Annotated in this window: 22 protein-coding genes; 13 read left to right on the forward strand and 9 right to left on the reverse strand. The window is 51.8% G+C overall.

From position 1 onward, the window contains the following. Positions 1 to 78: 78 nt before the first annotated feature. The 3 genes from ACAW87_RS21445 to ACAW87_RS21455 all read right to left on the reverse strand — a co-directional run bounded on the left by ACAW87_RS21445 (position 79) and on the right by ACAW87_RS21455 (position 4,828). Positions 79 to 2,253 carry a plastocyanin/azurin family copper-binding protein gene (locus ACAW87_RS21445; protein ID WP_370725698.1) on the reverse strand — a complete coding sequence of 725 codons (2,175 nt, stop codon included), beginning with the start codon at positions 2,251 to 2,253 and terminating at the stop codon, positions 79 to 81. Between the two features lie 190 nt (positions 2,254 to 2,443). Further along, a complete protein-coding gene (locus ACAW87_RS21450; protein ID WP_370725699.1) occupies positions 2,444 to 4,330 on the reverse strand; it encodes a 3-keto-disaccharide hydrolase in 1,887 nt (628 codons plus the stop codon). A 345-nt stretch (positions 4,331 to 4,675) separates the two neighbouring features. Then, a complete protein-coding gene (locus ACAW87_RS21455) occupies positions 4,676 to 4,828 on the reverse strand; it encodes a hypothetical protein (protein ID WP_370725700.1) in 153 nt (50 codons plus the stop codon). A 286-nt stretch (positions 4,829 to 5,114) separates the two neighbouring features. Here ACAW87_RS21455 and ACAW87_RS21460 point away from each other — a divergent pair, with 286 nt between their 5' ends. Both ACAW87_RS21460 and ACAW87_RS21465 read left to right on the forward strand, forming a co-directional pair. Then, complete coding sequence (locus ACAW87_RS21460) at positions 5,115 to 6,590, forward strand: ATP-binding protein (protein WP_370725701.1); 1,476 nt, start codon at positions 5,115 to 5,117, stop codon at positions 6,588 to 6,590. 122 nt (positions 6,591 to 6,712) lie between these two features. Continuing rightward, positions 6,713 to 8,110 carry an APC family permease gene (locus ACAW87_RS21465; RefSeq protein WP_370725702.1) on the forward strand — a complete coding sequence of 466 codons (1,398 nt, stop codon included), beginning with the start codon at positions 6,713 to 6,715 and terminating at the stop codon, positions 8,108 to 8,110. Between the two features lie 111 nt (positions 8,111 to 8,221). Here the strand turns inward: ACAW87_RS21465 and atpC are convergent, their stop codons facing one another. From atpC to ACAW87_RS21490, 5 genes are all read right to left on the reverse strand, one after another. Next, entirely contained in the window at positions 8,222 to 8,470 is a 249-nt protein-coding gene (gene atpC / locus ACAW87_RS21470) for an ATP synthase F1 subunit epsilon (RefSeq protein WP_370725703.1), read from the reverse strand. 113 nt (positions 8,471 to 8,583) lie between these two features. After that, positions 8,584 to 10,107: a F0F1 ATP synthase subunit beta gene (gene atpD / locus ACAW87_RS21475; RefSeq protein WP_370725704.1), complete on the reverse strand. Its 1,524-nt coding sequence runs from the start codon at positions 10,105 to 10,107 to the stop codon at positions 8,584 to 8,586. Positions 10,108 to 10,519: 412 nt separating this feature from the next. Beyond that, complete coding sequence (locus ACAW87_RS21480) at positions 10,520 to 11,554, reverse strand: fatty acid desaturase (RefSeq protein ID WP_370725705.1); 1,035 nt, start codon at positions 11,552 to 11,554, stop codon at positions 10,520 to 10,522. A gap of 212 nt (positions 11,555 to 11,766) precedes the next feature. Then, complete coding sequence (locus tag ACAW87_RS21485) at positions 11,767 to 11,934, reverse strand: hypothetical protein (protein ID WP_370725706.1); 168 nt, start codon at positions 11,932 to 11,934, stop codon at positions 11,767 to 11,769. Between the two features lie 124 nt (positions 11,935 to 12,058). Beyond that, positions 12,059 to 12,757 (reverse strand): porin family protein, encoded by a 699-nt coding sequence (locus ACAW87_RS21490; RefSeq protein ID WP_370725707.1) that lies wholly within the window; start codon positions 12,755 to 12,757, stop codon positions 12,059 to 12,061. A gap of 259 nt (positions 12,758 to 13,016) precedes the next feature. Between ACAW87_RS21490 and ACAW87_RS21495 the strand changes: the two genes are divergently transcribed. Continuing rightward, entirely contained in the window at positions 13,017 to 13,829 is an 813-nt protein-coding gene (locus ACAW87_RS21495) for a lysophospholipid acyltransferase family protein (RefSeq protein WP_370725708.1), read from the forward strand. Between the two features lie 170 nt (positions 13,830 to 13,999). Next, positions 14,000 to 14,221, forward strand: a complete 222-nt coding sequence (locus ACAW87_RS21500; RefSeq protein WP_370725709.1) for a Kazal-type serine protease inhibitor domain-containing protein — start codon at positions 14,000 to 14,002, stop codon at positions 14,219 to 14,221. Between the two features lie 104 nt (positions 14,222 to 14,325). Here ACAW87_RS21500 and ACAW87_RS21505 read toward each other — a convergent pair whose 3' ends face one another. Next, positions 14,326 to 15,960: an acyl-CoA carboxylase subunit beta gene (locus tag ACAW87_RS21505; RefSeq protein WP_370725710.1), complete on the reverse strand. Its 1,635-nt coding sequence runs from the start codon at positions 15,958 to 15,960 to the stop codon at positions 14,326 to 14,328. Positions 15,961 to 16,179: 219 nt separating this feature from the next. Between ACAW87_RS21505 and ACAW87_RS21510 the strand changes: the two genes are divergently transcribed. From ACAW87_RS21510 to ACAW87_RS21550, 9 genes are all read left to right on the forward strand, one after another. Then, positions 16,180 to 16,575 (forward strand): DUF8478 family putative metalloprotein, encoded by a 396-nt coding sequence (locus tag ACAW87_RS21510; RefSeq protein ID WP_370725711.1) that lies wholly within the window; start codon positions 16,180 to 16,182, stop codon positions 16,573 to 16,575. A gap of 230 nt (positions 16,576 to 16,805) precedes the next feature. Beyond that, a complete protein-coding gene (locus ACAW87_RS21515) occupies positions 16,806 to 19,226 on the forward strand; it encodes a TonB-dependent receptor (protein WP_370725712.1) in 2,421 nt (806 codons plus the stop codon). Between the two features lie 123 nt (positions 19,227 to 19,349). Then, complete coding sequence (locus ACAW87_RS21520; RefSeq protein ID WP_370725713.1) at positions 19,350 to 19,544, forward strand: hypothetical protein; 195 nt, start codon at positions 19,350 to 19,352, stop codon at positions 19,542 to 19,544. A 299-nt stretch (positions 19,545 to 19,843) separates the two neighbouring features. Then, positions 19,844 to 20,215, forward strand: a complete 372-nt coding sequence (panD, locus tag ACAW87_RS21525) for an aspartate 1-decarboxylase (RefSeq protein WP_370725714.1) — start codon at positions 19,844 to 19,846, stop codon at positions 20,213 to 20,215. 132 nt (positions 20,216 to 20,347) lie between these two features. Then, complete coding sequence (locus tag ACAW87_RS21530) at positions 20,348 to 21,388, forward strand: lysylphosphatidylglycerol synthase transmembrane domain-containing protein (protein ID WP_370725715.1); 1,041 nt, start codon at positions 20,348 to 20,350, stop codon at positions 21,386 to 21,388. Between the two features lies 1 nt (position 21,389). Continuing rightward, entirely contained in the window at positions 21,390 to 21,872 is a 483-nt protein-coding gene (gene rfaE2, locus ACAW87_RS21535; protein ID WP_370725716.1) for a D-glycero-beta-D-manno-heptose 1-phosphate adenylyltransferase, read from the forward strand. A 219-nt stretch (positions 21,873 to 22,091) separates the two neighbouring features. Continuing rightward, positions 22,092 to 22,754 carry a zinc metallopeptidase gene (locus ACAW87_RS21540; RefSeq protein ID WP_370725717.1) on the forward strand — a complete coding sequence of 221 codons (663 nt, stop codon included), beginning with the start codon at positions 22,092 to 22,094 and terminating at the stop codon, positions 22,752 to 22,754. Positions 22,755 to 22,869: 115 nt separating this feature from the next. Continuing rightward, the gene (locus tag ACAW87_RS21545) at positions 22,870 to 24,951 is read left to right on the forward strand and encodes a T9SS type A sorting domain-containing protein (RefSeq protein WP_370725718.1); all 2,082 of its coding nucleotides are present in this window, start codon (positions 22,870 to 22,872) and stop codon (positions 24,949 to 24,951) included. Positions 24,952 to 24,999: 48 nt separating this feature from the next. Next, positions 25,000 to 26,031 carry a cyanophycinase gene (locus ACAW87_RS21550; RefSeq protein WP_370725719.1) on the forward strand — a complete coding sequence of 344 codons (1,032 nt, stop codon included), beginning with the start codon at positions 25,000 to 25,002 and terminating at the stop codon, positions 26,029 to 26,031. The last annotated feature ends 12 nt before the right edge of the window (positions 26,032 to 26,043 follow it).

Raw genomic sequence — 26,043 nt, forward strand, 5'->3', positions numbered from 1 at the left:
ATTACGAACATACGAAAAACGGCACCCGTTCATGTACGTGACCGAGCGCCGTTTCTTAAGCGGTAGTTAATGGGCAACTTACGGCACCACTTTCATAATACCCTGCATCACGTAGAAGTGGCCGGGGACCGAGCACTCGTAGGTGTATTCGCCGGGTTTGGTGGGGGCAATGAAATAGATCGTTTCGTTAGTATTGGGTTGCAACAGGTTAGTGTGATGCAACACTTTCTCCGTTTGGGGAATGTAGTTTTTCTCCTGCCCTTCCAGACCCAGCTTCATCGCCAGTTCACCCACCTGAATGGCTGAACCCGGTGCTACCACCACAAAGTTGTGCAACATGTCGTCTTCGTTGTTGAAGACAACCCGCACTTTGCTGCCCGCCTTCACCTGAAACTGTTCGGGCGAAAACTTCAAACCAGGCTTTGTGCCCATGTTGATCGTGTAATCTGCATCGCCACCCCACGATGTCGGCATGTCGGTGATTCGCTTGGCTGCGGCAGGTGCTTTTACGGCTGTTTTTGCTCCTGATTTGGCGGGAGTTGTCTTCTTTCCCGTCGATTTCGCCGCAGGCACAGGTGCTGCCGACGTAGAGGCCATGGCACTGTGATCGTGGTGCATGGGGGCAGGCGTAAAGCTGGATGCCGCTAGTTTTTCGCCATCGGGCAGGTTATTCAGTGTGTAATAGCCCACGTTATGCAGCAGTGAACGGCCGTTGTCGGAGCGAACACCCGCCGCCGTGATTTCGTGGATATAGCCCAGTCGCAGACTATCAACAACCAGACGCGCTTTCATTCCATCTTTCGACACCATAATGCCTTTGATGGGGCAGCCACCGCGATTAATGACCGGACTGCCGTAGGTGGCGTGATACTTATAGTTGAAACCAGTCACTTTATACGACGCCGGATCAGCCGCCAGTTCAGCGTCGACCGGGGCGGTGAACTCGATCTCGAAGCCATCGGGCATGGCGTGGATGGTCTTCATCTCGAACGGTGTTCTGCCCGTCCAGACAACGCGTTGCAGGCTAAACAATTCCTTGCCCGTCGACGACCAGCCGCGACTGGTCATGCCCACAAACATGGATGCATCATGTCCCCATACCATACGAAAAACGCCCGATGAGAACCCCTGACGGAATGGAAAAACAACGCCCTGGTATTCGCCTTTTACTTTTTCCAGATCAACACGCGACAGGATACTCTGCCCCTGATCGCCCACAAACAGTTGACCGGCAAACGGACCAAAACCGCCTTTTGTATTGTCAGGAATCATGCCCGACGTAGAGATGCCGAGAATGCCGTGGGGTAACCAAACGGCGGGTGCTTTCAGGTCGGTGAACTTCTTCGACACATCGTAGAGGGGTTCACCCGTGTTGGGTACGTCTTCTGGCTTTATTTTCAGGGGTGAATCGGGCAAACCTGTCCAGCGGAGGCTTTCGGCATTACCCATGAAGTCGCCGCGTTCAACCTGCGAGATACGCCCCGAGCCAACCCAGTCGCCCTGGTTTTCGCTGTAGAAAAAATCACCGGCTTCGTTCATAACGTACCCAGCCGGTGAGCGCATACCCGCCGCAAAGGGCTTCATTTGGCCATCGGGCGTCAATTCTAGAGCCCATCCGCGCCAGGGGGTCAGACTGACGCCGTGGCCGAGGCTATTACTCCAGCCTACGTTAAGTGTCACCAGCATGTTGCCGTTGGGCAGAAAGGTTGGGCCATATGAATATTCGTGGTAGTTACCCGAGAGTGGCCACGAATACACTTTGTCGTACGAATCGGCGCGGCCATCCTGGTCGGTATCGCGGAGGCGGGTTACCTCGCTGCGTTGCGTCACGTAGATGTCACCGTCTTTGTAGGCCAGACCCAGTGGCTCGTGCAGGCCCTGAGCGAAGCGTTTGTAGGTAGGCCGTTGCGCGCCGCTGATGTAGGGATTGGACACGATCCAGACTTCGCCCCGGCGTGTACAAACGGCCAGATTCCCATCGGGCAACGTAGCCATGCCGCCCACTTCTAGAATCACATCTTCGGGAACAGGCAACGAGATGATCTTGTAGAAGTCGTCTTCCCGCTCTGGATCGACTTCCGGTTTGGCCAACCCTTTTGGGGCCGGTGCGGGTTGTTTACTGCTCGAACTAACCGGCTTGCCGTCTTTCGATTGAATCTGGGCCTGTGCTGGTAGTTGGCAAATGCTGCTCAGAACCATCGTAACGAGGGCTATTCCGAGCAGATTATGTATGTTGACTTGTATGCGTTTCATGAATTAACGGTCATTATGCTTCGCGTCATTGATTGTTACTCAGATGCTGTTCAAGATTTGCAATCTTGAGCCCACTAAAAGCGCGTTTGTAACGCGTCTGTAGTAAATTCACAAAGCTGTTATTTCTGTAAGATGCGCGTTACAAACGCGCTTTTAGTGAGTTCAAGATTGCAAATCTTGAACAGCATTATTACCAGATAATTGAATACGTTGCCGTGCCGGTGGCGCCCGTTGCTTTTACGGGGATCAGCAGTTCCTGGGTACGTTGTGGCGTGGTGCGGACAACCGGTTTTTCGCCAGTCGGCAGTTCAATGAAATACTGCTTGTCGTTCACGGCGTAGAGGCCATTGGCGAGTTGGGCAATGCTGCTTCCCTCGGCAACCCGGCACCAAAGCTGCCCTTTTTCCTGACCCATGCCCACCGTAAATGTGTGCGCTAGCCGACGGCCTTCATCCTGCGTGACAAATGATTCGCGGACATTGGCGGTGCCGAGCATGTACTTGAAAACAGGTCGCCCGTTCTTGTCGAGATCGTAGCCCTGATTTCTGTAGACGGCGTTTGAATCAGGCCAGGCCGCGTTCTGGTCGGCCAGAAAGGTGATAGACGGTTTACCCGCCATCTCGATCACACTACCCAACGGCACTGACAGCTGCGTTTCGCCGCGACCGTACCACATGGGCGTTGTTTCGAGGAAATCGCCGCGCCAGATTTGCAGGAATTCGCCTTTGCTTAAATCGAAGCTGTAATTGGCCTCACCCGGTTCACCGACCGAGATCGTGTGGGTACGTTTGGCACCTTTGTAGTTCACGAAGCCGCGCTGCATGACCGGTTCGCCTTTGGCAATAAGCGAAATCTCACCAACCGGATCCTGCGCCACAATTACCGGATTCAGGGTGGTGTACTGAACACCAGGCCCTTCGAGCGAGAGCGTTATGTCGTTGGAACGGGCATACCACAAGCCGAAATTTTTGTAATACGCCAGTTTGAGCGGATGATCACCCGCTTCGAGCGTTACCATTGCCGATGTCGTACCGCCGTTTTTGCCTGAAATGGCGAAAACGGGTTTGTTGGCAATGGTCAACTGACCTTCGCCGTTCGGGTTGTTGGCGTTAGTCTCTGCCGGAATCCAGTCTAGGTTGAGGCTGATCAGGTACTGACCGGTGCGGGGAATATGAATGGTGCCGGTGATAACGCCGCCGAACTTATCGCGGCTGCCGGGAGCCATATGCGCCAGTACGTCGATGGTCATGTCACGTTTGGCCGTCATTGATTCCATGTCGTCTATCGATTTGAAGCGACCTTCATATGCCTTTAATTTCATGTCGGTCAACGTCATTGGTTCTATGCCGTAGGCCTTGTAGCGAATATTCCGAATGGCAACGGCACCGTGGTCGCCCTGAATCATGAGCGGGCCGGTTGGTTTTTCGTCGGTGAAGGCAGCAGCGCGGGTTGGACCTGTCACTTCCACGTTTTCTTGCACGACAACACCGTTCTGAGTTACTTTCAGAAAACGGGCATTGGCTATTTTCTGACCAGCGCTGTTGAAGCGGGGCGCGCGGAATGTGATCGAGAGATGCTGCCAAAGGCCCGGTGCTTTGCTAACATTTTGAGCGGGAGGATGTCCTTCGTAGCCTTTTCGACCTTCGGGGCGGCTTTCATCCCAGCGTTCGTAAATAGCGCCGCAGTCACTCGATTTCGGATTTTTCACACCCCAGCTATCAAACAACTGCACTTCGTAGCGACCCTGTAGATAAATGCCGGCGTTGGACCCTTTCTCCATCATGAAGTCCAGTTCCAGTTGCACGTCGCCATGTTCCATGGTAGTGAACAGGTTCTGGTTACCCTTGGCGGATAGTGTGTTCACTAGAATACCGGTTCCTGATTTGGTGTTGCCCTTTCCAGCGGTGTTGAGGTCGTAGAAGACATCGCCTGCCACTTTCCAGTTGCTACCCGTTGGCTTAAACGCTGACAGATTTTGCAGGTCAATGATTTGGGAAGGAATCTCAGTCTGTTGCGCCGATGCACTGAGCGTGATGGCAAACAGACTGGCTACTAAATAATTAATTGAATTGGTCATAGGTGACTATAAACGTGAAACAAATCGGCTCAACTAACGCCGGTTAGCAAAGCCGATTCGGGCTGGGTACGTACAAGAGTTAATGAATAGGTAAGCTATAGTGTCTATAAAATTACTACGTTGAGCGGGTTATAAGCAGTTTGCCCGTTACCAGACATCGAAAAATAATGTTCCCTGCAGTGTGCCTTAAGTGGTAAATACCCAAAGCCGACGGGTAGAGTCTTCGTATAATTTATTGATCGAATTGATACTTAATACCTTGGCATCTAGTTTGTTATAAGTAAATATAGTGAAGTTATTGCCGTCATACCGGTTCAATCCTGACGTTGTGGCTATCCAGAAAAATCATTTACGATCCCGGAGCACATCCATAACCTGATTGTTTGACAAACCCCAATCGATCGTCAGATGCGAAAAACGATACGGTTCCTCCTGACTATAGCCCGATAAGTGGCAGATAGCGTACAGCCAGCAGAAGATCAGAAGGCTACTCTTCATGGTGCACTGCAGAACAGATAAATCAGGTTGTAGCTGATGAAAAAAATGGTTCTCGACAACTAGTATTCCGACTAAAGTAGCTAATTTACGAACAATCTATAGGTTTTATAGGACATTTCGTAGTTTTGGTACAGTTCACAGAATAGAAATAGTATCGATGTTTGTGACTTTTTTGCGTGTAACCATCTGAAAGGCAGACGAACGTATCGTATGAGTTCGTTAATTCAGGTTCAGAATCTCTCCCAGCCTCGCTCAAAAGCAATTATTTTCGCACATCAACCTGTCAATGAAGCAATTGTCTACACTCACTCGTTCTCTTACGTATCGATATCTACTCGCTTTATCGCTTGTTGCGGGCCTTACTATTTGGGGGCAGGTGTTGGTACAACGTCAATTAATTGGGCAGGAGAACGATTCGTGGTTGGTCAATTATGCCGGTAAACAGCGCTTCCAGAGTCAGGCCATTGTAAAAGATGTTCTTTTAATGACGACGGCCGCCTCTATGGTCGACTTAAGGCAGGTAACTTCCGACCTAACCCGGGTGCTGGCCGACTGGGAACGGTATCATGTTGAGCTTCGTACTGGTCAACTAACCGACCTCAAATCACAGCATACCAATAGCGATACGATTCAGGTGATGTTTCGTCAAATTCAGCCCCACTTCGACGCTATTCGACTAGAAACACACCAATTGCTTCAGCAAACTAGCCTGACTACCGCAGAAAGAAAACAGACTCTTCGCACCATTATGGGCCATGAACGCCAGTTTTTGGGTAAGATGGATCAGATTGTGCGACAGTATCAACGGGAAGCGCAGCGAAAAATCAAGTCGCTACAGCGCATTGAGCGGATATTGATGACTGTTACATTACTGGTCTTGTTACTCGAAGGGCTGTTAATTTTCAGCCCGGTTGTACAAACATTACGCACTACGCTTGCTCAACTAACAGAAGCCCGCCAACAAACAGAGGCCGTTAATGAAGTCTTACTTGCCTCGAACACTGCACTACAACAGACACAGCAACAACTCCTGCGGGAATCAGGACTGCGCTACCAACAGCAATTGAGTGAGCAACGTATACGAATGGCATCACTGGTTCAGGGACAGGAAGAAGAACGTCGACGACTTTCCCGCGATCTGCACGATGGCATTGGCCAGATGCTGACTGGTTTGAAATTGCTGGCCGAAAACCTGCGTTCGGTATATCTGCTACCCGATAGCGAGCAACGTGTCTACGCCAGTTTAAAAAACCTGGTGGTGAAAATTATTCAGGAAACACGCCATGTATCGAACAACCTGATGCCACCCGTGCTCAGCGATTTCGGCCTCGAACCAGCCCTCCGCTATGTAGCCGAGCAATCAGCTCAACAGTCGGGGCTAACCGTTCGGGTCATGTCGCAGGGTGGCGATACGCGCCTGGAACAAAGCATAGAAATCGGTCTTTATCGAATTGTGCAGGAAGCTCTGACAAATACCATCAAACACGCTAAGGCAACAAATATTGACATTGAACTTCGTATTCGCGAAAATCGCCTCTTACTAGCCATTAGCGATAATGGTTGTGGTGTTGGCATGGCTCAGGGTGATGCTATTATAAACGGACATGGGTTGCACAACATGCGTCAACGAGCCCGCCTCATGAATGGCGTTTTACGCCTGCTTACGCAACCCGACCAGGGTACCCGCATTGTTGTCACCGTTCCCCTCGAAACCGACGTACCAGAGCCCTTACCGGTTCCGGGTCAGCAAGCGTTGGTTTGAGCAGCGTGTATGAGTGATACTAACGCCAAACACGGTCATTTCACGATCTCGGCAGTTGGAACTTAACGTACCCGGCACGGATTCAACAGACGTATACAACCGATGAAACGGTACGATCTGATTTGAACACGTCTACTTCTTCCAACGTACCCGACTCAACACCCACTGGTGGTTTGCCCCGGCAACTCAGTCTTGTGCAGGGAACGGCCCTGAACATGATTGACATGGTCGGGATTGGGCCGTTTGTAGTACTGCCGCTGGTGATGAAATCCATTGGCGGGCCACATTTTCTCCTGGCCTGGGCACTGGGCGCACTCATTTCTATCATCGATTCACTGGTTTGGTCAGAACTCGGTGCGGCCTTTCCGCAGGCGGGGGGCAGCTACCAGTTTTTAAAGATTTCGTATGGCGAACAGCGTTGGGGTAAGTTATTTTCGTTCCTCTACGTCTGGCAGACGCTAATTCAGGCACCACTCGTTGTAGCATCGGGAGCCATCGGTTTCGCCCAATACGCTTCCTACCTCTACCCGCTCGACGAAGTCACGCGCCGGATCGTTTCGGGAACCGTTGTCCTACTGGTCATTGCCCTGCTCTATCGCCGCATTGATGGCATCGGCCGAATCAGCGTGTTGCTCTGGCTCTGCGTACTCGGCACTATGGGCTGGCTAATTTTCGGTGGTCTCTACTACGGAACACGCTCCGTAGGTACGTTGCTCAGCGAGGCCTGGACCTCGGCTGAAAGCGTGTCGCCTACCGTGCTGGCAGCATCTGTCGGCGTGGCTTCTGTGAAAACAATCTATTGTTATCTGGGCTATTACAATATCTGCCATCTAGGCGGTGAGATTCAGAAGCCGGAACGTAACATTCCACTGAGCATGTTCCTCTCGGTGGTTGGCATTGCCATTCTGTATGGAGCGCTAAACCTGAGCGTTGCCAGTGTATTACCGTTTGAAAAAGCAGCGAATAGCCCATTTATTGTGAGCACAATGGTTGAAGCGCTGTACGGTAGCGACGCGGCGCGTTTTGCTACATTGCTGGTACTGGTTGTAGCCTTTTCGTCACTGTTCGCGGTGCTGCTCGGTTATTCACGTGTTCCCTATGCGGCAGCCGCCGATGGACAGTTTTTCAACGTGTTTGCCAAACTGCACCCCACCCGCGAGTTTCCGTATATCTCACTCCTCTTCCTGGGTGGACTGGCGTTTATTTTCAGTCTGCTGTTCAAACTGGCCAACGTCATCACGGCAATTCTGGCCATGCGGGTGGTCATTCAGTTTATCGGTCAGGCGGTGGGCTTGCTCCTGCTTCACCGAAAACGAACCGCCGAGGGTAAGCCCGCTGTGCATTTCCCGTTCCAAATGCCGTTATATCCGCTGCCGGTCATTCTGGTCATCGCTGTCTGGGGCTACATTTTTTACTCGACCGGCACAACCTACATGCTATCGGGCATGACCGTTACGGCGCTGGGTACGGTAGCCTATCTACTCACCGCCCGAGCACGGAAATGGTGGCCGTTTCAGTAGATTTTAAGGAATTGCTTGATGCTTGGGTTGCTTTCGCATAGCAACACCCCATCCCACAAAAAAAGCAGACCCGTTGCTGAGTCTGCTTTTTCACTGTAGGTACGTTACTGATTATGCGGCCAGAACGGCTTCGGCAAGAACCAGCACGCGGTTGCGCAATACTTCTACCACGCCGCCATCAACGGTAAAGGTTTTCACCCCGCCCGATGTGGCAATGGTAACCGGCCCACGAGCCAGTGTGCTGACCATCGGCGCGTGATCGTTCAGCACCTGAAACTGACCTTCCGATCCCGGAAACGTCACCGACGAAGCCTCGCCTGAAAATACCTTCCGGTCTGGGGTTATGATATCGAGTTGCACGTTATGATTTGCGATTTACGATATACGAATTACGAGTTAGCGCTGCTGAGTAGACCACAACCTTAAAAGGCAGAGCCAATTCGTACATCGTACATCGTAATTCGTAAATCAGTTTATTGTCCTGCTTCTTTGATCAGACGCTCGCCTTTTTCAACGGCGGCTTCGATGTTACCAACCAGGTTAAAGGCTGATTCGGGCAGGTGGTCATATTTGCCGTCGATGATCTCGTTGAAGCCTTTGATGGTTTCTTCGATAGGCACCAACACCCCTTTCAGACCGGTGAACTGCTCGGCCACGAAGAACGGCTGCGACAGGAAGCGCTGAACCCGACGGGCCCGGCTTACTACCAGCTTATCTTCTTCCGACAATTCTTCCAGACCAAGAATGGCGATGATATCCTGCAATTCTTTGTAGCGCTGCAGAATCTCTTTTACGCGCTGAGCTGTACCGTAGTGCTTTTCGCCCAGTACCTCGGCCGACAGAATCCGCGACGTAGAGTCGAGTGGGTCAACGGCAGGGTAGATACCAAGTTCGGCTACTTTCCGGCTCAATACCGTGGTGGCATCAAGGTGAGCAAAGGTCGTTGCAGGGGCGGGGTCAGTCAAGTCATCGGCAGGTACATATACGGCCTGTACTGATGTGATTGAACCACGCTTGGTCGACGTGATACGTTCCTGCATGGCACCCATTTCGGTAGCCAGCGTAGGCTGGTAACCTACGGCCGATGGCATCCGGCCCAACAGGGCGGATACTTCTGAACCGGCTTGCGTGAAGCGGAAAATATTATCGATAAAGAACAGGATGTCGCGACCTTCGCCTTCGCCATCACCGTCACGGTAATATTCGGCGATAGTCAGACCAGACAGGGCCACACGGGCACGGGCTCCAGGGGGTTCGTTCATCTGACCGAATACGAACGTAGCCTGCGATTGCTTCAGCTCTTCGTAATCAACTTTGGTCAGATCCCAACCGCCTTCTTCCATGCTGTGTTTGAACGCGTCGCCGTATTTGATGATACCGGCTTCGATCATTTCGCGCATCAGGTCATTTCCTTCGCGGGTACGTTCGCCCACACCAGCAAACACCGACAGACCTTCGTAGGCTTTAGCGATGTTGTTGATGAGTTCCTGGATCAATACGGTTTTACCTACACCGGCACCACCGAAGAGACCGATTTTACCACCTTTTACGTAAGGGGCCAGCAGGTCAATTACTTTGATACCCGTATACAGTACTTCGGTCGACGTGGCCAGATCTTCGAACCGGGGAGCAGACCGGTGAATCGATGACCGACGAGCGTCGGGCAGTGCGCCCAAACCGTCGATAGGCTCGCCTACGACGTTGAACAGACGGCCTTTGATGGCTTCGCCGATGGGCATTGAGATGGGGCTACCCAAGTCAACCACGTCCATGCCGCGCTGCAAACCTTCGGTCGAATCCATCGCAATGGCGCGAACACGATCTTCGCCAAGGTGCTGCTGGCACTCCATGATAACGACCTGGCCATCGGGCCGCGTTACCTTAAGGGCATCGAGAATAGCCGGAATCCGAGAGCCTTCTGCCTCGAAACTCACGTCTACAACCGGGCCAATCACCTGTGTGATCTTACCCGTATTGACTGCCGTTTCCGTAATCATTGGTATATGATAAATATGAAAAGTAAGAACCTATTTCAGCCCGCAAAAGTAGGAATAAAACCGCGTAATCGCAAAGTTCATTCAATAGGTTCGTAACGCAATCACGGGCCTAAACTTATTGTGCAAAAGGTTTTTAGGCTTTTTTGCGCCGAAATCGTGGATTTGCTTTTTTTGGACAAAAACAAGGAGGCCCCTAATCTGCACGATGCTGTTCAGGATATTTTATCCTGAACTTGCTAACCGCGCGTTTGTAACGCGCCTGAGGCGAAAAAGCAAATTCCTTTTCTAGTCAACCCTACACGCGTTACAAACGCGCGGCTAGCAAGTTCAGGATAAAATATCCTGAACAGCAGTACACAAAAAATGCCCGCCTCTGCATCAGAAGCGGGCATTTCGTTAAAAGTCGGGTACGTTATACCGTGGCAGGCTCTGCCTTTGCCTGCGCCTGAATCAGTTCAACATCAGGTTTTGACTGATCGTCGAGGGTAATGCGGCCACGTTCTTTGCGGACAATTCGCGAGTACAGCGACACTTCCTGACTGAAGAGGAACATGAACAACAACTTCACGTACGACGTGTGGTATTTCAGTGTGTCGTAGAACTCAGGAGCCGACTGCTTCAGTTGGGGTAGCTTGTTCCAGGGAACCGATGGAAAATCGTGGTGCTCGTTATGGTAGCCTACGTTCAGGTTTACGCCATTCAGTTGGCCGTAGTAGCTGTAGGTTTCCTGCTCAGGGTCGAGGGTCAGGTAATGCTCCTGAATCCAGCGGGCGCCCAGTGGGTGCAGACCAACCGAGAAGAACAGACACATCACCATGAAAGCTAGGGCTTTCCAGCCGAAGAACACGACGATCAGCACGTCGAATACGAGTTGAACCACCACGTTGGCTACTACCCACTTATCAATCACGGCCAGTTCGATGCAGCGCAGGGTACGAACACCCTGGAAGATCGGGAACAGCAACAGCCAAAGCGCTTTACCAATCGCGTAATTGTTGATCAGTTTTGCTTCGTACCAATCGGGCAGATCGGCGTCGAGTTCGTGCACACCCTGGAAGGCGTGGTGCTTGATGTGGAAGTTCTTGAACGAAATAGCCGTTGGGAATACCGTTGGCAGGTTAGCCATGATACCCGTCCAGACATTAGCGGCGGGCTTACGGAAAATCAGGTTATGAGCCGCTTCGTGAATACAGATAAACAGCGTGTGGGCTGGAAATGCACCAATGAACCAGGCAGCCGCAACGACCATCCACCAGGGCTGATCGCGCAGAAACCACGCCATGGTGATGAGCATGGCCACACAACCCAGCGCCACCCAAAACGTGGTCGGATTCTTTTGCCCAATCAGTTTTTTCACCTCCGGGTGGGCTTTCATAATCTGCCGCGTACGGATGCGGTGAGGCTCTGATTTGGTTGAATAGGTAAAGTCGTTTACGAGTGTTGCCATGTTCTGTTTGCTGAAATCAAAGTCGGTAAAGCCGACCATGCTGTTTTGTTCTGTTACGGACTGACAAAAATAAACAGAATTGAGTGTACCTCAACGCGTATTTATAATTTGTATACATGACGAATATCATTTTCAGAAGCCGTATTGGATGATGGTACGCGGATCAAAGGGATTTAAAACGATCAACGCGGATTTTGGAATAGGTACACGGATTAAAGGGATTCAAGACGATTGACGCCGATTTTTGGATTAAAACGGATCTGCTCTGCTTCAACCAAAGAATCGGCGTCAATCGTCTTGAATCCCTTTAATCCGCGTACCACAAAAAAGACGTACCCGCCAGAAGCAGGTACGTCTACCGATTGATTCGTAATCAACAAAAATTAAAGTGTTTAAAAAGTGCTGAGTGCCAAGTCTGGACAGTCGTCTTTAGTAGTGGTCCAGGTGCGTCAACAACGTGAACACGACTTTCCAGACTTGGCACTCAGCACTTCTTCAGACTTTTTACAGCGTAAACGCGTAGCCGAGCGATACACCTACGCTGCGGTTGCGAACGGGCAGGTTAACCAGCGGCACTTTCAACTGACGGGTAAGGCCATAATCGTAACGCGCTTCCACGAAGAACTTACCGGAGCCAGTTTCAGCCGACAGGCCGAGGCCACCCACCGCGCTGACATCCCAGGGATTGAGCGTATTGCCGAAGTCGAGGTCAACATCCATATTTTGGCTAGTGAAAAGTGCCGTGGCCCGAGTCCGTACACGACCATTGACCGAGTAGCCCACCGCAGGGCCACCAAATACGTAGGGCTGAACGGGGCCATCGGTCAGGTTCGCTTTCAGCAGGAAAGCCGTTTGAATGGCTTGCGTCTGGTAGGCAATCCGCGCGCCGATGGGAATATCGATGATACCCAGATCGAGGCTAGTACCTTCACGCAGAACAAAACCTTTCTGAACGTACCCAACTTCTGGCCGGAACGATACGCGATCACTCAACGGAATAGTAAGGAAAATAGCACCGGTGAGGCCGGGCGACAGTTCGGGCTGAACGGGTAAATTTCGCATCAGCGACGGCTCTGACACCGTAGCCCAGTTTACGCCACCCCGAAACCCAACTTCGACCTGGGCAGTAGCCGATGAACTAACAAAAAGAGAAGCAATTGTGAAGGCAGAGCCAAGTAGCGCGTTTACGAACTGAGTTTTCATGATCAATAAGGTGGTTGAAACAGGTGCACCCCGATAAGAGGTTGAAAAGGTAAATCGGGAAGTAGAACGTCAGCTATAGGCGCGTTTTGTGGTTATTTGTAGCTTGGATAGCAAGATGTACCTGAAGGATTAATGCCTTGCTAAAAATTTTTTCAAGACCCCGATTCCACTTTCTTTGCGGGCTCGTCCATCAATGTTTTGCACTTTTCCACGAAAACATTGTTACTTATTTTCAGATTAGTGCTTTGTCCTCGCCCCTATGCGTTACGTCAAACCAACTCGCTTTAGCTACCTGCCCAAACCCCTCGACCGGCTCGATTTTATTGGTCTGTTCGAGTGTGACCCTTTTGGCAACTGGCTGTTGTTCAGACGACTGATCATTGGTGCAGTGGGTTGGTTTACGTATTTCAGGTACACAACCGTCAACCGCATCAAGATCGAGGGCACGGAACATCTGGAAAATCTGCCGATCAACAACGTCCTGTTTCTGTCGAATCACCAGACCTATTTTGCTGACGTAATCGCCTTTTTCCACGTATTCTGTGCGGTGAAGTGGGGCTTTAAAGACACCATATTGCCCCCGATGTACCTGTTGGCTCCCCGTGCCCGGCAGTATTATGTGGCCGCCAGCGAAACCATGCAGAAAGGTATTCTGGCCAAAATATTCGCCCTCGGCGGTGCCCTCACCATCGAACGGTCGTGGCGGGCCGATGGTCGCGAAGTGCAGCGAAACGTCGATTCGGCAGCGGTCGATAAGATTCAGATTGCGTTAAAACACGGTTGGGTCGTCAGTTTTCCGCAGGGGACAACCAAGCCCTTCGCCCCTATCCGCAAGGGAACTGCCCACCTGATCATGGCCAACGACCCGATCGTGATTCCGGTGGTGATCAATGGTTTTCGGCGTGCGTTCGATAAGAAAGGGCTACGCTTCAAAAAACGCAACACGCAGCTTTCCATTCGCTTCAAAGCACCGCTGATCATCGGTCCCGGCGAAAGTGTAGAGGAAATTGTCGAGAAAGTGCGTAAAGCCATCGAACAGGACATCCCTGAGCGCATGGATTGGATGAATTAGGCTTCGGGTTTAAGGTTTAGTGTTTGATGTTGCGCTGCTCAATCAACCGAATCGTGCTCTAGCAGCGCAACATCAAACACTAAACCTCAAACTCAAAACGCTATTTCCAACCTTCCCAACCCATCCCGGGTCTTGTAGGTACGTTGTCTTGCCATTTTCTAACGTCTGTCATGAAATCACTCATCGCTTTTCTTAGCCTGGCCTGCCTGATGGGTTGTGCCGAAAAAGCAGCCGTAGAACCTACGGCCAACTGTGTGCCTAAAGTCAACACTAACTGTGTTTGTACCCAACAGTATGATCCTGTTTGCGGTTGCGATGGACGTACCTACGGTAACGCTTGTGAAGCCGCCTGCGCGGGTGTGGCATATACGAAGGGTGTGTGTGCTAAGTAGTTTGGGGTTTGTTGTTTGAGGTTTGTAGTTGCGCTGCTAACATGCCAGTTCTGTGCCTTAGCAGCGCAACTACAAACCTCAAACAACAAACCACAAACTATTTTCTACGTCTGAATATTCCCCACGTTGAACGCCTTTGTGATAGGCGCGTGGTTGGCCGCTTCGATGCCAGTTGAGATGTAGCGGCGGGTATCCAGCGGGTCAATCACGGCGTCGACCCAAAGGCGAGCGGCGGCGTAGTAGGGCGAGAGCTGGGCGTTGTACTGATCGGTGATCTTTTGCAGCAGAGCCTGCTCATCTTCGGGCGTAATGGTCTCGCCTTTGGCTTTCAACGACGCCACCTGAATCTGTAACAACGTTTTTGCCGCCGAAGCACCACTCATCACGGCCATCTGAGCGGTGGGCCAGGCAATCATCAGACGGGGGTCATAGGCGCGGCCGCAGAGGGCGTAGTTTCCAGCGCCGTAGCTGTTGCCCACCACGATTGTGAACTTGGGTACCACCGAATTGGCCATGGCACTGACGAGCTTGGCACCGTCTTTAATGATGCCCCCCTGTTCGGCCCGGCTACCGACCATGAAGCCTGTTACGTCCTGAATGAACACCAGCGGAATCTTTTTCTGGTTGCAGTTCATGATGAATCTTGCCGCTTTGTCAGCTGCGTCGCCGTAGATCACCCCGCCCATTTGCATCTCGGTGGCTGCGGCTCCGGGCGCACTGCCGCCCAGCGCAGCTCGCACTTTAGCCTTTACCACCTTCCGTTGATTGGCCACGATGCCCACCGCCCATCCGTCGATGCGGGCGTAACCGCAGATCAACGATTGGCCGTAATCGGGTTTGTAGGGGTCGAATTCCGAGTTGTCGATGAGCCGGTCAATGATCGTCTGCATGTCATACGGCTTCACCCGATCCTGTGGCAGTAGCGTGTAAATCTCGGTTGAATCAAGGGTTGGTAAGGCGGGTGTGACACGGCTAAATCCGGCAAGTGGCTGACTGCCCGTTTTATCGAGAATACGGCGAATGGCGTCGAGGCAGCTTTTATCGTCAGGAAATTTATTGTCGATCACGCCCGAGATTTCCGTGTGCATGGCGGCTCCGCCTAGTGTTTCGGCCCCCACGTCTTCACCAATCGATGATTTAACGAGGTACGGACCGGCCAGAAAAATGGATCCGGTTCCTTCCACAATCAGCGCCTCGTCTGACATGATGGGCAGGTACGCGCCACCCGCTACACAGCTACCCATTACAGCCGCTACCTGCAACACGCCCATTGCCGACAGGTGCGCATTGTTGCGAAACATCCGTCCGAAATGGTCTTTGTCGGCGAACACTTCATCCTGCAACGGCAGATACACACCGGCACTGTCGACCAGGTAAATAATGGGCAGATGGTTCTCCATAGCCATTTCCTGCGCCCGGAGGTTCTTTTTAGCAGTTATTGGAAACCAGGCCCCGGCTTTCACCGTGGCATCATTGGCAACGATCACGCACAGCCGCCCGGATACGTACCCAAGCCCCGTGACCACGCCACCCGACGGACAGCCACCATGCTCGGCATATAGGCCATCACCGGCGAACAGGCCGATTTCAAGGAACTCCGAATCAGGATCAATCAGGTACGTTACCCGCTCGCGCGCGGTCAGTTTCCCTTTTTTATGCTGATCGTCCAGTTTTTTTTGCCCACCGCCGAGTTGGGTTCGTACGGTTTGCTGGTTTAGGTTGTCGAGAAGAAGTTGCATGAATGAAGGAGTGTGTACCGTTGGCGGTAGCATCTAAACGGCGAATATTAGCTAGTTGTTGTCAAAGCAACAAATCACCTTCCTTACCCTATATCGGCTAGTAACGATTCCCTCTTAATCGATCAACCAATTGAGTAACTTCAATTTATAGCGTTAATTTGTGGGATAGCCCATCACATCGACTTCAGGCAAAGAGTCGTATGTTATGTTTACTGACTGATGCGTAAAACCTTAACATATCGTGTTACCGTAGCCCGGCTCCTGCTGCTGGTTCAGCTCTTCATGCTGACCAACGCCGTGGTGTTCCGGCATGCCCATCGGCTGCCCGATGGTACGATTGTGGTTCACGCGCACCCGTTTCTGCCCAAAGCATTGGGTGGCCCCGGCTCTGACCCGACGGGGTCCGACCCGATTCAGCCGAATAACCACAGCAAGCAGCAACTGATCTGGCTCGATGCCATGACCGACGTGGCTTATCCGTTTACGGAACCCACGTTTTTCACGTTTCAGGCACCTGAGCAGCCGCTGTTATCCGCCCCTGCGTCTGCGATTGATGCGCGGGTACGTTGGGCAAAATTCACCTGTTTTTCACATCGAGGACCACCGTTGGCGTGATGCGCGAAAGCGCGTCATTGAGTAGTCATTGGCTTCGCGTCATTAGGTAGTCATTCGCTTCGCGTCATTAAGTAGTCATTCGCTTCGCGTCATTAGGTAGTCATTCATTGTCTTACGACAAATGACTATCAATGACCATCAATGACGCCGCAGGTAAATGACCACATAATGACGCCGAAGGCGAATGACAGCAAAGCGAAATAACATTCCTCCAACGTTTTCCTGTCCTTATGAAGATTTTACTCCTCATGGTGGCCTGTCTCGGGCTACCTGTCTCTGTTTGTATTGCCCAAAATAGCCTGGCCGGTCGCGTTACGCACGGCGAATCGGGCGAGGCTGTGATTGGGGCGGCCATTTATTTACCCGACCTACGCCTCGGGGCCACCACTGACCTCGACGGGGCCTATCGCCTTACGAACTTGCCCTCAGGTACGTTCACAGTGCAGGTCAGCTATATTTCGCACAAAACGCTGGTGCAGAGCGTCACCGTTAGCGGCGCGACTACGAAGGATTTTATCATGGAAAACGCCTCGCAGATGCTTGAAGAAGTTATCGTGTCGGGCGCATCAACCAGAACCATTATCCGCGAAAGTCCGGTGCCGATTGCGGCTATGTCGCAACTTCGACTGATGCAACAAAGCTCCACGAACCTGATCGATGCCGTGTCGAAACTGCCGGGCATGTCGCAGGTGACGACGGGTGCGGGACTGAGCAAGCCCATTATCCGCGGACTGGGTTTTAACCGGGTCATTACCATGCATGATGGCATCAGGCAGGAAGACAACCAATGGGGCGAGGAACACAGTATTCAGCTCGACGAATATTCGATTGATCGCTACGAAGTCATTCGCGGCGCGGGTAGCCTGATGTACGGATCTGATGGGCTGGGTGGGGTGGTTACGGCCCTGTCGCCGCGCCCGGTCGAGGAGGGCAAGATTAAGGGACGGGTGCTGACTAACTACCAGAGCAACCACGGACTATTGGGTGCGTCGGTGCAGTCGGCGGGAAATCACAACGGCTTTGTGTGGCTTACAACCGCTTCGACTAAATCAGCGGGTAATTACCAGAACCGGGCCGATGGGCGTGTTTACGGCTCGAACTACGCAGATATTTTCGACATCAGTGGGTACGTTGGACTGAACAAACGCTGGGGCTATTCGCGGTTGCATTTCCTGCGTACTGAACAGAAATTCAACATCATCAACGGCACCCGCGACGCCCGAACCGGCCGTTTTACTACCGCTTCACTGTTGCCAAACGGCGAGGAAACCGAACGTCCCGTTACGGATGATGAACTGACGAGCCGTGATTTTTTACCGTTCAATTCGCAGCGGCTGGTCAACGCCAAAGTATCACTAAACAACCTGTTCCAGTTCAATAACGGCGGTTCACTAACGGCCAACCTCAGCCACGCCCGCAACCGCCGCGACGAGTTTGCGGATATATTTCGGCCTAATCAAGCGCAGCTTGGCCTGATGCTGTACACCAACTACTACGATGTCCGGTACAACTTCCCGACGAAAAATAATCTGGAGGTGACCGTAGGTAGTAACGGCATGCAGCAGTCGCTCGACAATCAGGGGTACCAGGCATTATACCCGAACTACAACCTGTTCGACAACGGAGAATTCATTTTCGCGAAAAAGAACATTGGCAAACTGAAAATCAGCGGTGGTGCCCGTTTCGACATTCGTGTACTCAGTGTGGGTTCGTTGTACCTCGATTCGGAGGGTGCTTTCCAGGTACGTTCGCAGGGGCCAAACAGCCTCCGTTTCAGCGGTGCCGACAAAACATATCGTAACGTATCGGCTAGTTTAGGTGCTGTGTATTCGGTTACCGAGAAGCTGAACGTACGGGCCAACGTATCGCGCGGTTTCCGGGCGCCAACCGTACCCGAGCTATCATCGAACGGGGTACACGCAGGTACGTTCCGCTACGAAATCGGAAAGCTCGACGCGGTGCCGGAGGTGGCCTATCAGGGCGATTTGGGGCTGACCTACGAAAGCCAGAACTGGTACGTCGATCTGAGCCTATTCCAGAACAGCATCCAGAATTACATCTATTCGGAACGGGTGTTGAACCGCGCGGGCACCGACTCGCTGTTTCAGGGCGAAATACCGGTGTTTCGGTACGCGCAGGGCGACGCTCGATTACAGGGGCTGGAAGGCATGATCACCTACAACCCGGCGTCGGCGCGGTGGTTCAGCCTGACGCAAACCTACTCGTCGGTGTTTGGACGTAACCTGTCGGCCACTGCCGAAGACGCGCAATACCTGCCGTTTATGCCGGCGCCGCGCTGGGTCACGCAGCTCCGTCTTACCCGCGACCGAATTGGCAACCGGTTCCGGAATCTGTACGCCACCATGGATGTGGAGGTCACGCAGCGACAGGATCGGTTCCTGGCGGCATCGAACACCGAAACGGCCACACCTGGCTACACGCTGGTGCATATCGGGGCCGGTGCCGACGTAACGGGCAACCGCAAACAGACGCTATTCTCCGTCTATTTCTCGACCACCAATCTGTTTGATGTGATCTATCAGGCCCACCAAAGCCGCCTGAAATACCTCGACCCAAACAACGCCACCGGCCGCATCGGCGTGTTTAACATGGGCCGAAACATGAGTTTGAAAGTAGTGGTGCCGTTTTAACGTACCACGGGCTTCAGCCCGTATTTGTATTTAAAATACGGGCTGAAGCCCGTGGTACGTGACTATCAACTTTTGCGAATCAGACGGTGTTTGGTAGATTGGATACGTTAACCAGCAAATACAATGACACAAGTCGTAGATAAAGGGCTGATCAAAGAGGCTCTTCGAGAATTGATTCATGAAGAACCCGAGTTGTTTCGGACTATGCTGAAAGAGCTATTGTCTGAAGCAGCAAATTCAGATGAAGACGCCGGCTTTGACCAGTTGATGCTACGAAATTTTCAGCGTTTCGACGCAACCTTCAAGGCATTGGCATGATGCGTTACATGACCAAACAGTAGGTAGTTAAGCTTGACAAAGCGACTTTGAAGCGGCAGTTGATGACTCTTTGCTGACCGACTTCATCCTCAAAGTAGCCTCCGGTCAATCGAGCCTCGACGAATGCCGGGCCTAATTTGCAACGCACGCTGTTCCGATTGAGAGGCGTATTTAGCAGGTTTACCTTTCTTCGAAATAAGCGATGAACGTTACCCTATACACGCTTGTTTTGCTGACCAGAAGGCGTCCGCTACCTTTGCGGACGCCTTCTTTATGAAGACGCTTTTCAAAAACAGACTATGTTTCTGACTTTAATGAAATCGAAGTTGCACCGCGTGAAGGTCACTCAGGCTGAGTTGAACTACGTGGGCAGCATCACCATCGACGAAGATCTGATGGACGCAGCGGGCCTGCTGGAGAACGAGCAGGTGCATATCGTAAACAATAACAATGGCGAACGACTGATTACCTACGTCATTACAGGTGAGCGCGGAACGGGCATTATCTGCCTAAACGGAGCCGCCGCCCGCCGCGCTCAACCCGGCGATATCATCATCATCATCTCTTATTGCATGCTCACCGACGAAGAGGCCAAAACGCACAAACCACTGGTTGTATTCCCCGACGAAAACAACCGGTTAGTAGCGGGCGGACAGGCGGCGAGGGGGTAAATTTTAGTTTGTGGTTTGTTGTGCGTGGTTTGTAGTTGCACTGCCTAGGTACGTTGCTTCCCTAGACGAAACCATGTACCCGAGCAGCGCAACTGCAAACCACGCACAACAAACCACAAACCCTTCTTTTTCATGAAAAACATCCTTACCTACGCCATTTCCCTCGCTGTGGCCGGGGGGCTTCTCTGGTTCGTCTTTAAAGACATCGACCTGAACGCCATGTTTGCTGCCCTGGGACAGGCTAACCTGTTTTGGGTGGGCGTGTATGCCGTTATCGCCATGCTGTCGCACTGGAGCCGGGGCGTGCGCTGGAGTTTACTGCTTGAACCCGTTGTGGGCCATCGCCCGTCGCAGTTCGACTCGTTGCTGGCGGTGATGACGGGCTACTTCGCTAACCTGCTTATTCCCCGCATGGGTGAGGTAACGCGCTGCGGCACCATGAACCGGCTGGAGGGAATACCCGTCAACGTGAGCTTCGGCACGGTGGTGGCCGAACGTATTTTTGACGTGCTGATGCTACTGGTTATCATTGGCCTAACGCTTGTGCTGGAATTTACCCGCCTCAGCGACCTAGTTTTCGGCCTGTTCGCTGGAAAGGGGGGAAACGGGAGCCGTACAGGGCTTTATCTAGTGCTGGCCGTTGGCATTGGCGGGGCCGTAATAGCCTGGTTCATGTATAACAAATACAAGGAAGTGCTTCGCCGTAATGCGCTCTTCGTAAAGGTCGAAACATTCGTGCTGGGCCTTGTCGACGGACTGCTGAGCGTACGCAAGCTTCGTCAGCCGGGTCTATTCATCTTCCACACGCTGCTGATCTGGACGCTTTATTACCTGACCATGTACGTGCTGTTTTTTGCCATGCCCCAAACGGCCAATCTCGGCCCGGTAGCAGCGTTGACGATTCTGATGATGGGCACCATTGGCATGGCTGCTCCCACACAGGGCGGGTTAGGCGCCTTCAACATCATGGTAGGTTCGGCGCTGGTGATTTACGGACTTACCCAGCAAGACGGTCAAACGCTGGCAACGCTGATGCTGCTCTCGCAATGGGCCGTGGTAATTATTTTCGGCGGTTTGTCCTTTTTGATCGTGCTGAGCCGGAGCAAAAAAGCGGGTGCCGAAGTAGGTACGTCGCCGGTCAGTGCTGAGCAGGGTTCCCGTTCAACATTTTAGTATGACTTCCCAGAAAATTGTTTCCCGCGATGACGCGGCGGCGCAGGTACGTGCCTGGCACGCTGAGGGGCAACGGGTGGTATTTACCAATGGCTGCTTCGATATTGTGCACCTTGGCCACATCGACTACCTCGAAAAAGCTCGCGCATTAGGTGATAAACTCGTGCTGGGTCTAAATACCGACGCGTCGGTTAGCTGCATCAAAGGGCCGCTTCGTCCGGTGGTGAATGAGCAGGCCCGCGCCCGCCTTATGGCCGCTCTGCAATTCGTTGATTTGGTCACGCTCTTTGGCGAACCAACCCCGCTGGAACTGATCGAAACGCTCCGGCCCGACGTATTGGTGAAGGGCGACGACTATACCGTCGCCACCATCGTAGGAGCCGATTTTGTCCTGGGCAATGGCGGTAGTGTCGAAACCATCGCGCTCGTTCCGGGTTATTCTACCAGCTCCCTAATCCAGAAGATTGTTGAGGCCTACGGTTGAAAAGATTGGTCTAACGTTTAACGGTCAAGCGGTCCGCCGCTGCGGGTCTAACGTAGCTCTGCTTTTGCTCCTTGGACATTAGACATTAAACCTTGGACTAGTTATTATGGCACATTTTTCGGCCTGTTGCTGTTTTATTTGTAGGTGGTCAAGTCGATAGTTGATTTGATCGCCATCCACTAAACTAAATCGAAGACCATGCCAGGTGCATACATCTTAATGATCGTCCTGTTTCTTGTGGGCCTGTTTGTACAGTGGCGCCTCAAGAGCAAATTCACTGAATATTCGCAGATTGCGCTCAGCAGCGGCCTTACCGGTGCCGAAGTAGCGCAGAAAATGCTATACGAAAACGGCGTCACCGACGTACGGGTACTCTCTGTTGAAGGGCAGCTTACCGACCATTACAACCCGCAGGACAAAACCGTAAACCTCTCGCCCGACGTGTATCATGGCCGGAGCGTAATGGCGGCGGCAGTCGCTGCCCACGAATGTGGGCATGCTGTTCAGCATAAAGTGGCTTATGGTCCGTTGCAGTTCCGGTCGGCCATTGTGCCATTTGTTAGCGTTTCCTCGCAGTACATGCAGTGGATTCTACTGGCCGGTATCCTGATGATCAACAGCACATTGCTGCCCCTACAAATCGGCGTTGCTTTATTCGCAGTTACAACCCTGTTTACCTTCATCACGTTGCCCGTTGAGTTCGACGCCAGCAAGAGGGCATTAGCCTGGATAGAAAGTCGGGGTATAGTTTCACAGCGCGAATACGGCGTAGCGAAAGACGGGCTCAAATGGGCTGCCATGACCTACGTAGTAGCGGCGCTTAGTTCAATGGCTACACTGCTGTATTACGTAAGCATCCTAAACGGCCGTAGCCGCGACTAATCAATATAGTTTTTAGTAAAAGCCAGGTACGTTGCTGTACCTGGCTTTTTTTATATATGTATGACGTTGTTGTTTATTTATATACCAAATTTGAAGACTTACATAAGCCTTAGATATGAAAAATAGTTACCCATTTTTTTACAACATTGCACTTCTGTTACTAATTGCTGTTACCAGCCAGGCGCAATGGCTTCCCAATCCAAATCAGCCAACGCCTTTTCCAGTGAAATACGACCGCGGTCATATCTATTCCTCTCCACAGGGAGGCGTCTGGACGTTCGGAACAAGCACTTCCAGGGATTCAATTACTATTCAGTATATCGACAACGAAGGGAAATTGCGCTGGCCTGCGCCGGGCGTTTCTATTTTGTCTAAAGATGAGTTTGTAAGCCGGGCAGCTCCCGATAAAGAAGGAGGCATTTATATATACACATACACGGGTGGCTATGTGTACGACATCCGACCATCTGTTATTCATCTAAGCAAAGAGGGTAAAATTCAGTCGTCGGTTTCTCGTGAATATGGTGCAGATTACCTGTATCCGGGTGATAACAAGGATGTATACGCGATAGATTATTATACTGTATCAAGGCTAAAACAGGGGAAAACACTGTGGACACAGCCGTTTCCCCGACCACTTGACTTTGATTACACGACGCGGTATCAACTACCCGACAAGCATCAATTAGACGCTTTACCGATCAACGGCGGTTTCGCCTACCTACGGGCAACTGCTGATAGCCTACTATTGGTCATGTTTGATTCATTGGGTACCAAAACAGTCTTGGCCAATCCGGTGACGGGTAACTGGAAACCGATGAATATGCTTGTTACTGGTAATTGGCTGAGCACATTTATTCAGGTCGATGAACCAGATCCACGACTAAGGGGCGTCTTCTTTCAACAGGTAGGGCTGGATGGACGTACCCGGTTTCCGGGAAACGGGTTGAAGCTTTCTGATGAATTATTAGCCTATCAGGAGCCAGTATGTGCCCTTGAGACCGAAACAGGTTTTTATGTTGGATTCTATACCAACGACCTTAAAACGGGTGGTTATGTCCAGTATATTCCTAAGGTAGGATTCCCTTCCCGACCTTCGTTGCAAATCCCAACGTTACGAATGCATCTGGCCCCAAACGCATTCAACATATACGCTGATCCGAACAATAAAGGCGTCTACATAACCTATGAGCACAATACTACACGGAGTTATGGTGGCCAAGCATCTGTGCAATACCTGTTACCCACAGGACCTGCCTTTGGTGTTACAGGAATTCAGATGTCCCAAGTTGGCAGTGCTGAATTTTTGGTCAGCCGTCATGAAACTACAGGACAGCTGACTGCTTTTTTCGGTGATCGTGAGCCGGAAGCGCCAGTTTCTGATAGTGTATTCTATGGTCGCCGCATCACTTGTCTAGGCTGTAACGCGCTCATTTCAAAAGCAACACCCCTCGCAACGACACTCTGTGCAGGAAGCCCCCTTTCTGTATCGTTAACAACGGTTGGTCTGCCTGATAATATGCCTTACCGCGCTGAGCTACTTGGTGCTTCGTCAACAATTACCATGGGCACGCAGGCCGGTAGTAACCCGCAGTTTACTGTGCCCACAACAACGCCCAATGGTAACTATAAACTAAAAATCAGCTCAACAGATACGTTTTCAGTTACAACTTTATCTACAGAGGAAATACACGTGTTGGCGCAGCCCGTTGTGAGCGTAAGCAGCAATAGCCCAGTGCTACAGGGCGAAACCTTATCATTCAGCGCTACAGGTGGTGAGTCTTACCAGTGGACTGGCCCCAATGCCCTATCGGCCACCGGCAATCTACTGTCGTTATCGGCTGTGCAGCCCATTCAGGCTGGTTTATATACTCTCACAGCTGTTTCACCTGATGGATGTCGAGCGACGAGCCAGCTTACTATCGTGGTGACGCCGTTACTTAGCACCGAACTGGCGCCACTGATTTCTCCCCGTGTTTATCCGAGCCCAACGAGCTCGGCATTAACTGTTCAGTTACCGACCGGCTTTCTTGGGCAACAAATTCAACTACTAACGGCGCAAGGCAATTTGGCAGGCACGTATGAACTAACAACTGATCAGTTAACTATCGATGTCAGTTCTTTGTCTGCGGGCATATATCTGATCCAGCTTCCAGGTCAACCAACCGTTAAGGCTGTTCGATTTCTGAAGCTTTAAGACATATTGCAACACAAAATTGTACCTGATCAACTCATGTTTGCTGTTATGAATCGCTCTATGTTACAATGGTTTCCCTGTCTTTTTCTAGTACTGGTGCTACACATTGCCTGCGGTCAGAAAACCCCAGCCCCAACATCGGGTACGGCAACTGGCCCCACTACCTGGCTCACGGGCGATGCAACTGACGTAACCACAACAACCAGCTCAGGCATTTTACTGGCAGGTGGTAGCACCGATGTAGACGAAGCTATGCGCTGGTTTCTCCGAAAATCGGGCGGGGGCGATGTCGTCATTCTGCGCGCCAGTGGGGCCGATGGTTACAACACGTACCTGTACACAACGCTGGGCGTGCCGGTAAACTCCGTAGAAACGATCATGCTCAATTCGGCGGAGTGGGTGAATGATGACGCCGTTGTACAGAAAATCAGAAACGCCGAAGCGCTCTTCATTGCCGGTGGCGATCAGGGGAAATACGTCAGCTTCTGGAAAGATTCGAAGGTAGAAGACGCGATCAATTACCTCATCAACACCAAGAAAGTACCCGTGGGCGGCACCAGCGCAGGTTGTGCTATTCTTGGCGCAATTTATTACCCAGCATTCAAAGAAAGCCTGACCAGCGACCAAGCCCTGTCTGATCCCTACCACGCTAACCTGATGTTGGGTAAAAACGACTTTATCGATGCCCCTTTCTTAACTAATACGATCACCGATACCCACTTCGCCCAACGCAACCGTCAGGGACGTCTGGTCGCTTTTTTGGCCCGGATGCGTACCGACTGGAATATCACCGGTCGCGGCATTGGCGTCAGCGAGAAAACGGCGGTTGCTATTGAGCCAACCGGTGTAGCACAGGTGTTTGGCTCAAGTGTTGCCTATTTCGTTACCCCTACCAGTACCAGCAGTCCTGACCAATGTATTGCCGGGAAATCGCTTAGCTGGAAAGCTCCGCTTCGCGTCAATGCTGTTCAGGGTACATCAACAGGGTCAGGTACGTTCAATCTGGTTAACTGGACAGCCCTAACCGGTAGCACGGTGACGTATTGGTCTGTAGAAGACGGCGTGTTTGTGGTCAAATAAGTAGTTTACTGT

This window comes from Fibrella aquatica (assembly GCF_041321135.1).
GTDB lineage: Bacteria > Bacteroidota > Bacteroidia > Cytophagales > Spirosomataceae > Fibrella > Fibrella aquatica.